General features: G+C 47.3%; 7 protein-coding genes and 1 tRNA gene. 2 read left to right on the forward strand and 6 right to left on the reverse strand.

The annotated features are described in order from the left end of the window. The first annotated feature begins 184 nt into the window (after positions 1-184). Positions 185-1714 (forward strand): PhoH family protein, encoded by a 1530-nt coding sequence (locus ACSHX2_RS02395; protein WP_435690199.1) that lies wholly within the window; start codon positions 185-187, stop codon positions 1712-1714. Here ACSHX2_RS02395 and ACSHX2_RS02400 read toward each other — a convergent pair whose 3' ends face one another. The 6 genes from ACSHX2_RS02400 to tsaD form a co-directional block, all read right to left on the reverse strand. After that, entirely contained in the window at positions 1715-2509 is a 795-nt protein-coding gene (locus tag ACSHX2_RS02400; RefSeq protein ID WP_435690201.1) for a TatD family hydrolase, read from the reverse strand. After that, complete coding sequence (gene mnmH, locus ACSHX2_RS02405) at positions 2506-3564, reverse strand: tRNA 2-selenouridine(34) synthase MnmH (protein ID WP_435690202.1); 1059 nt, start codon at positions 3562-3564, stop codon at positions 2506-2508. The genes ACSHX2_RS02400 and mnmH overlap by 4 nt, the downstream gene beginning before the upstream one ends. Positions 3565-3656: 92 nt before the next feature. After that, positions 3657-3854 carry a hypothetical protein gene (locus ACSHX2_RS02410; protein ID WP_435690204.1) on the reverse strand — a complete coding sequence of 66 codons (198 nt, stop codon included), beginning with the start codon at positions 3852-3854 and terminating at the stop codon, positions 3657-3659. Between the two features lie 38 nt (positions 3855-3892). Beyond that, complete coding sequence (locus tag ACSHX2_RS02415; RefSeq protein WP_435690206.1) at positions 3893-4783, reverse strand: hypothetical protein; 891 nt, start codon at positions 4781-4783, stop codon at positions 3893-3895. A 26-nt stretch (positions 4784-4809) separates the two neighbouring features. Then, positions 4810-6021 carry a hypothetical protein gene (locus tag ACSHX2_RS02420; protein WP_435690208.1) on the reverse strand — a complete coding sequence of 404 codons (1212 nt, stop codon included), beginning with the start codon at positions 6019-6021 and terminating at the stop codon, positions 4810-4812. A 78-nt stretch (positions 6022-6099) separates the two neighbouring features. Continuing rightward, positions 6100-7155, reverse strand: coding sequence for a tRNA (adenosine(37)-N6)-threonylcarbamoyltransferase complex transferase subunit TsaD (gene tsaD, locus ACSHX2_RS02425; protein ID WP_435690210.1), 1056 nt, complete (start codon positions 7153-7155; stop codon positions 6100-6102). A 299-nt stretch (positions 7156-7454) separates the two neighbouring features. Between tsaD and ACSHX2_RS02430 the strand changes: the two genes are divergently transcribed. After that, positions 7455-7528, forward strand: a tRNA-Asp gene (locus tag ACSHX2_RS02430). Positions 7529-7530: the final 2 nt, after the last annotated feature.

Raw genomic sequence — 7530 nt, forward strand, 5'->3', positions numbered from 1 at the left:
GCAACTTTTGAGTAACAAGAATCGTGTTTACATATGTGATTCTGGAGGCAATAGTTTAGGTAACTTGATAAAGTTTTTCCATGGATCACATTCAGATGTGGTTGTACGAGGCTCCAGTAGGTGGGGGATCTCGTTGACGTGTAACCACCTACAATAAACCTAAAGTGTAATAACGAATTAAATCATGAGTTCATCCACCCAATCTTCTACAGCCACAGAAAAAAGTGTCCAACCCACAAAGTCGGAATCATCGGCGAATGGGACAACCAGGCGCTTACAAGAATTTGGGATCAAGGCCCCGAATCAGACGGCGAAGAACTTTGTGCTGGATACAAACGTCCTGCTGCACGACCCAGGATGTATAGGGCGTTTTGCTGACAACCACGTGTGTATTCCTTCTGACGTTCTCTCTGAATTAGATAAATTTAAAAATGAACAAACGGAGCGTGGAGCAAACGCTCGAAAGGTGCACAGACGCCTTAGTGAGATTTTCGGAACCTCTACTGAGGTGACTCAGGGGGTAGAAACCGAAGGTGGTGGTACTGTTAGAATGGTCATTTATGACCCTACATTTTGCATGGAGAACTCGGAAATGCTTGCACAGTTCTTGCGTGTGTTTCCAGATAAGGAGCTTGTAGATCACCGTATTCTAGCAGCTACTGTTTTGTTGTCTGAGCATAATAGTTCGCCTGTGGTTTTGGTAACTAAAGACATTAATATGCAGCTCAAGGCGCGAGCTGTTCACATTAAGTGTCAGGATTATCTTAATGATAAGGTAGATCCAAGTGAGGTTTCTAATTACGAGATGCGTTGTGTTGAGGTAGATGCTGCAGAACTTCAGCGTTTCGCCAGTGCTGGGCACTTAGAGATCGAGCATGAGCGCCGTGTAGATGTGGTGTTGAATCAATATGTACTGCTTCAAGCTGGTGAGAAACAGACCATACCAGCACGACTCGATTCAGAAGGTGTCTTTGTTCGGTTACAAATACCTGATGTGCTACGTATTCCTGACGGACATCATCTTAAGCCCCTAAACTTAGGTCAAAAGTGTTTGATCGATGCTCTACTCAATCCTGATATTTCTTTAGTAACTTGTTACGGTCAGGCTGGTACAGGGAAGACCCTAGTGGCTGTTGCTGCAGGCTTGAGTGAAATGTTCAGTCGCCAATACAATGGGGTTACGATTTCAAGACCTATAGTCGCCATGGGTGACTCGATAGGTTTCCTGCCCGGGGATTTAGAAGACAAGATGCGTCCATGGCTTCAACCTATTTATGATGCCTTGGAGCTTCTCTTATCTCCTCCCGCAAACCCGAATCAAGGGCCGCGGCGCAAGCAGGTAAAGAAGGATTCTGCAAGTAAACAGGATAACGCGGCGAAACCTTGGGAGGCTCTCATTGAGCAAGGTTTAATCGAGATTGAAGCACTCTGTTACATCCGAGGCCGTTCTATTCCTAACAGGTTTTTCGTGCTAGACGAAGCTCAGCAGCTCACACCACTGGAGGCTAAGACGATTGTGACTCGTATGTCGCGTGGCTCTAAGTTGATTATGGTAGGAGATCCTGCCCAGATTGATAATCCTTATGTGGATAGTCGCAGTAATGGTCTCGTGTACACGCGGAATCGGCTCAAGGGGCAGCCATTCACAGCGCACGTATCACTTTCTAGAGGAGAACGCAGTCCTCTAGCTGAAGCTGGAGCTCAGCTCATGTAATTATTTAGCCAGAAAAAAGCGTGTGAAGTTCGCTTCTAGCTGACTGCTAAGTTCATCAATATCTATAGCAAGTAGAGTAGCCAATCCTCTCGCAGTAGCCACTAGGTTCGCGGGGTGATTGGTTTTCTCTTCTAGTGGATGGGTGATGAATTTTTTAGGAGCGAGCATATCAGGAGCGTCGGTCTCGATGAGTATTCTATCTATAGGGATGTGGCGGAATGCTTCTTGGACTTCGAATTTTCGATCTTGGAGGAAGTATCCAGAAAAGGAAAAATAGGCTCCGAGTTTTACTAATTGTTGTGCGACTTCTATCGAACCACCAAAACTGTGGAGCATGAATCCACGGTTAGGTAGATTAGATGATTCTAGAATCTCTAACAACCAACCCCATGCTTTTAAAACGTGAATAGAAATGGGCCGGTTTAGCCTAGAGGCTAGATCTAACTGAAACTTAAATGCATCCTGTTGAGCTTCTCTATCTGGGTCACGGATCCATCTATCTAGACCGCACTCGCCGATACACGATTTAGGGTTATCTGTGATGAGCTGGGTTAAAAGCGTTTTCCAGTCGTCTCGGGTGCAGGGAGTTTTCCATGGGTGTAGACCGTAACTAGGGATCACTAGGTCTGGATAGGCTTTGCTCAATTCTGTGACCGAGTCCCAGTCATCTGGAGAGGTGCCATTTACAACGAGAGCGTTGATGCCTTGATCTTTGATCGCAGGAATGATGCTGCCTAAATTCTCCATGAGCCTAGGGTCTTGGAGGTGGAGGTGTGCATCTTGATAGAGGCTCATAACTCTAGCTCGATTAATTCTGTGGCGGCACTTAGATAGGAATCTGCGCTTATAGAATGGACTTGAACGCTAGCGATGGGGGACGAGTAGATCGATTTTTCATCACCTGGCTTACGGTAACTTAGATCGTAATGATCCTGTAGAATAGACGTTAGAAAGATTTCCCAGTGTTGCTCTTTGATTTGCTTTTGCCATGTGTCGACAAGCGCATTGCCGCGGATACGGCGGAGAACATTGAGCAAGTCCGAGAGTGAGGCCGGGTCATTGCAGAAGTGTGGGTATTCTTCGCTTAGAAGTTTGGTGCGCTCTAATAATGGAAGCTCTATTTCAATCACTGGCGATTCACTGAGTTTTTTCCATAGTGAAGGTGGGCAGTGGAGTTTCCCTATTTTATTGCTCTCGGCTTCGGTATAAACAAGTTTAGCTGGGTCGAACTTACTCATCTGATGCCAGAGGGAGCTTTCGAAGAACTTTTGGCTAGGCTGTGCACCTGTGTGAGGAGTTCCAAGTAGAGAGCCTTTGTGGTTTGCCATCCCTTCTAGGTCGAGGACTTGGGCTCCTTGTTCTTCGAGGCTGTGAAGGAGGCGAGTTTTACCGACTCCAGTGAGGCCAGAGAGGACGATGAGCTTTAAGTCTGAGTGTTCGAATTGGTTTTCTAGATCTGAAACCATCCATTTTCTAAATGCGCTATAGCCCCCATTGAGTAACTGTGCTCTCCAGCCGACGGAGGAAAGAATGTGGGTGAGCGAGCGGGATCTCATCCCGCCTCGCCAACAATAGAGTAATGGGGAATAGCTCAGATCTTTTTTGAGAAAGTATTCACTTAAATGTTTAGCCGCGTTGGCTGATACGAGGCCAGCTCCTAGCTTACGCGCTTCAAAGGCGGAGCTTTTGTGGAGAGTGCCTACGCTGATGCGTTCCTCGTTACTGAGCACAGGAAGGTTGATTGCTCCAGGGATGTGGTCGATTGCAAATTCTGCAGGGGTGCGTACATCGATTATTTCTGAAAACTCAGAAAGGTCTGCTGGCAGGGTGGTTGTTTCGAAGTAGTGCACGAGTGGCGGGAGAATGTTGGTAAATGAAGATTAAAAAAGCGCCGAGGAATCCAAGGCGCTTTCTAAATAAAGTGGTTGTGGTCTTTAAAAACCTATTGGTAGCCGAGGGCTTCCTCATTGGCTTCAACTTGACTCCTCGTAGTTTCTATAGATTGCCAAGGAGTACCGGATACGGTTTTATCATAGATGACATTTCCTGCGGAATCTGTAACTTTCTGTTCCATGCATGAGGTGAGGCTAATAACGAGGCATGCAGCCAGAGTTGAGATGAACGCGCGTGTTAATTTCATATTAGTCATAATAGAGGTTCGAGTGAGATTTATATAGCTTAAAATGTGTAGCCTAAATTGAGACCAACAAATGGAGCTGGGTCATAGTCTTCACGGGAGATACGGTGGCCGCTAGAGTCATCGAGTACTAGATCATTAGCAAAGCCGACACCTGCAATGAATGATGTCTGAAAGTGTTCGGTAGCTTGCCATGTCAGAATACCAAATACTGGTATGCTGTTATCTTCACCTATGCCTTGTTGAGCTGAGTCGATAGAGTCATCTAAGCGGAAGCGCATCCGTTCACTGCGAGCGCCGAAAGTGAAGCGCAAGTCGTCTTGGATTTCCCACCTTATGGCAAGGCCGGGCCCGAGGGAAGCACCTACAACTGGACCAGTAGTAAGGCTCCAGTTCTCTGCGAATTGCCAATCTATAATTATAATGGGGAAGACACTGGCACTGTCTTCGAGCTGACCCACATAACCGATGCCAGGGCCAATGGTGAGTGTGTCACTGAAAGTATAGGAGGCTCCTAAGAGAGCACTTCCTGTGAGAGTGTCGCTGAAGTTAGCACCGCTTTCGCCATTAGTGCGTATGCTAGGAAGCGCAAAGAGTTCCCAGTTTTCAGCAAACCCCCAACGAATAAATGCTCCTAAGCTACCAGTGTTAACCTCATTCCATGGGTCAAGTCCGGTGAAATTGCCATCACCAGAAAAGTTATAGGAATGGAGCTGGTAGGACGCTGTTAGTGCAACGAAGAGATTGTCCTCATTATTGTAGAGAGGAGCACCTCCTGAAATATAGAAAAGTTGCTTAGATAGGTCACCTCCACCATCAACATCGGCAGGTAGGTCGTAGATATACCCTGTCTGGAATGGAGCGATTTCCGTAGCCTGAACCGCGGAGCATAGACTAGCTCCGAGAGCACAGCTAAATATGAAGTTTTTCACGAAAAAGTACTGTGTTTAAATTTGGATTACTTGCGGATTTCCCAAATTTCGCAAATTTGGTTATCTAATGGCTGAGTGGAGGAAAAGCGGTTTGTTTGGCCTAAGAACACAGCGCGTGTGCCCGTGCCACCTTTGAGGTGCTTGACGATGGAAGCAATGGTGACAGAACGTTTAGCTGAAAGGATTTTGTTGCTGTCTGCGTTACCAGTCGTGGAGGCGTAACCTACTACGAGGAAGAACGAGTCTTTTTTTGCGGTAGTGATGGTGTCTTTGATACTGGTAAGATCTTTCCAGCTGACGTCTGAAGAACCTGTTTTAAAGCGTACGGAGCGAATCATGTGAGCATTATGATCAATGCTTATTTTCATGTAGGCCGCTTCAAGCTGGTCTGGTGTTAGTCCTTCTAACTTCTCTAAGTCAGCATAGAGTCTTGCCGCTTCTGGTCGAAGCTCTTCAGCGGACTTAGCGTAGAGGCTGTCGTAGTCACTCTCAGCGCGGAGCTGTTGCAGTTCGAGACGCAGTTGCTCATTTTCAGGAAGGAGTTGATTCACTTGAGCTCTTAGGCTGTCAGCTTCTGATGAGCTAAGTGCATTTGCATTGAGTAATTCAAGTTCGACTATGCGTTTATTGAGCTCTTCATTGGTGAGCATTGTCTCATTGAGAGATGCGCGGAACTGGTTTACTGTATCAGCGTTTGGACGCGAGCTTAGCTCATCAATTTGTACGTCACGTTCAGCGAGTTGTACTTTTAGCGCTTCGACTTCGTCACGGAGGATGGAGATGTTTGCCTGCTGACCGTCGAGAGCAATGAGCTGGGAGCGCATTTTAGCAGCCTCGTTATTAGTGTTGTCAAAAGTGCGTTTGAGGGCTGCTAGATCAGCTTCAGCCTTCATCAAGGCGTTTTCCTTGGAGCTGAGAGCCTGTTGGATATTTTCCACATTATTGCGCAGAACCATAGCATCCTTGCTGATACGTTCGCTCAGTTCGTTGATAGTACTTGTATCGGCTGGGATAGCAATGCCTTGGGCCTTCAGTTCAAGTTCTTTTGTTTCAATGCTCTGACGAAGAGAGAGTAGGCGTTCTTGGTCGGTGCTGGAACTCACAGCAGTGCCGCCATTGCCTTTCTGCATACTAAAGAACATCATTAGTGCAATAACGCCGAGCATGGCGATTACGATGAGGATGAGAACGTTTGGGTTGTTCGCAGGAGTAGAGGTTTTTGTTGGATTTTCACTCATGAATAATGACAGATAGTTAGGTGTGGCTAGTGTGTAGGGAAATATCGAAGAGGTGGCAAGGCTTGGTTTGGTGCCGTTCTATTTCCTCAGGATGAGGGTGTTGAGAGGTAGATTTGGGTCAATGTCGCAACTCAGGTTTGAGTATTCATTTCTTAGAAATTTATGGAGCCCTACGTAGGCGATCATCGCGGCATTATCGGTGCTGAGATGCTTACTACATACTTCAAGAGACATAGTATGGCGCTGGCATGCGTCTGCCATAGCGGCGCGCAGAGCCTCATTACAAGAAACGCCACCAGACATAGTGATCTTATCCGCACCTACTGATTGCGCTGCTCGAATAGTTTTCTTTACTAAAACCTCGATGACTGCGGCTTGGAAGCTGGCGCAGATGTCTGGGCGCTGCTCGGGTTTGGCTTGGCCAGTTTCTGGGTTGAGTTCAGAAATGGTATACAGAACTGCTGTCTTGAGGCCAGAGAAGGAAAAGTCGAAATTACCACGTTTGAGCATAGAGCGGGGGAAGGCGTACGCTTCTGGATTACCGCCGTTGGCTGTTGTTTCAATTTCTGGCCCACCAGGGTAGGGGAGCCCTAGCATCTTTGCTACTTTGTCGTAAGCTTCACCCGCTGCATCATCCGCGCTTTTTCCTAGTAGGATATACTCTCCAAATTGCTTGGTATGTAGAATCATGGTGTGGCCGCCAGAGACGACGAGTGAAATATTTGCTTGGATACCATTTGTGCCAGCAATGAATGGGGAGAGGAGGTGGCCTTCCATGTGGTTGATGGAGAGAAATGGTTTCTTACTAGCAAGGGCCATAGCCTTGGCGGCGGTGTGGCCGACGAGGAGGGAAGAGGCTAGTCCTGGTCCAGCCGTGGCAGCAAATCCATCAATTTCATCGAAGGTGAGTTCGGCGTTTTCGAGTGCGGCATCGATCAGTGGGCGGAGAGCTAGTGAGTGGTTGCGTGAAGCTAGCTCTGGAACGACTCCGCCGTATTGGCGATGAATATCGATCTGCGAGGAAATCTCTGAGCTGAGTATTTCGGCGTTATTGAGGTCGCCACGAAGAATGGCAACTGCGGTTTCGTCACAGCTGGATTCAATAGCTAGGATTATGGCTGAGGTATCTGGCACGCATTGAGTAATTGCGGATAGCTGGCTTCTTGCAAGTGGATTTCCGAGTGATTTAGTGAAAATGAATATTTCTGTGAGTTTGTTTAGTCTTGGAGTATAGCAGGACTGGATCTGCGGGCCACTTGAAGGAACTAAACGGGAAGAGCATATTTAGCTCTAGGGTGTTGATAATGAGATGGCTAAGTTGGCGTGTGAGGAGTTGATGAAAATAATCTTCATTTTTTAGCAAAAAAGGACTTGCACCGAACGGCGAATTGGGTAGGTTCCTGCCCGCCGCAAGGCACGCAGAAAAAAGAGATGGAGCGGTAGCTCAATTGGTTAGAGCACCGGCCTGTCACGCCGGAGGTTGCGGGTTCGATTCCCGTCCGCTCCGCC

Origin of the sequence: Rubritalea sp. (assembly GCF_051252225.1) — a bacterium.
Classification (GTDB): domain Bacteria; phylum Verrucomicrobiota; class Verrucomicrobiia; order Verrucomicrobiales; family Akkermansiaceae; genus Rubritalea.

Excerpts from the sequence above, each read along its gene's own strand:
- ACSHX2_RS02395 (WP_435690199.1), top strand. The coding sequence starts at position 185 with ATGAGTTCATCCACCCAATCTTCTACAGCCACAGAAAAAAGTGTCCAA.
- ACSHX2_RS02400 (WP_435690201.1), bottom strand. The coding sequence starts at position 2,509 with ATGAGCCTCTATCAAGATGCACACCTCCACCTCCAAGACCCTAGGCTC.
- ACSHX2_RS02410 (WP_435690204.1), bottom strand. The coding sequence starts at position 3,854 with ATGAAATTAACACGCGCGTTCATCTCAACTCTGGCTGCATGCCTCGTT.
- ACSHX2_RS02420 (WP_435690208.1), bottom strand. The coding sequence starts at position 6,021 with ATGAGTGAAAATCCAACAAAAACCTCTACTCCTGCGAACAACCCAAAC.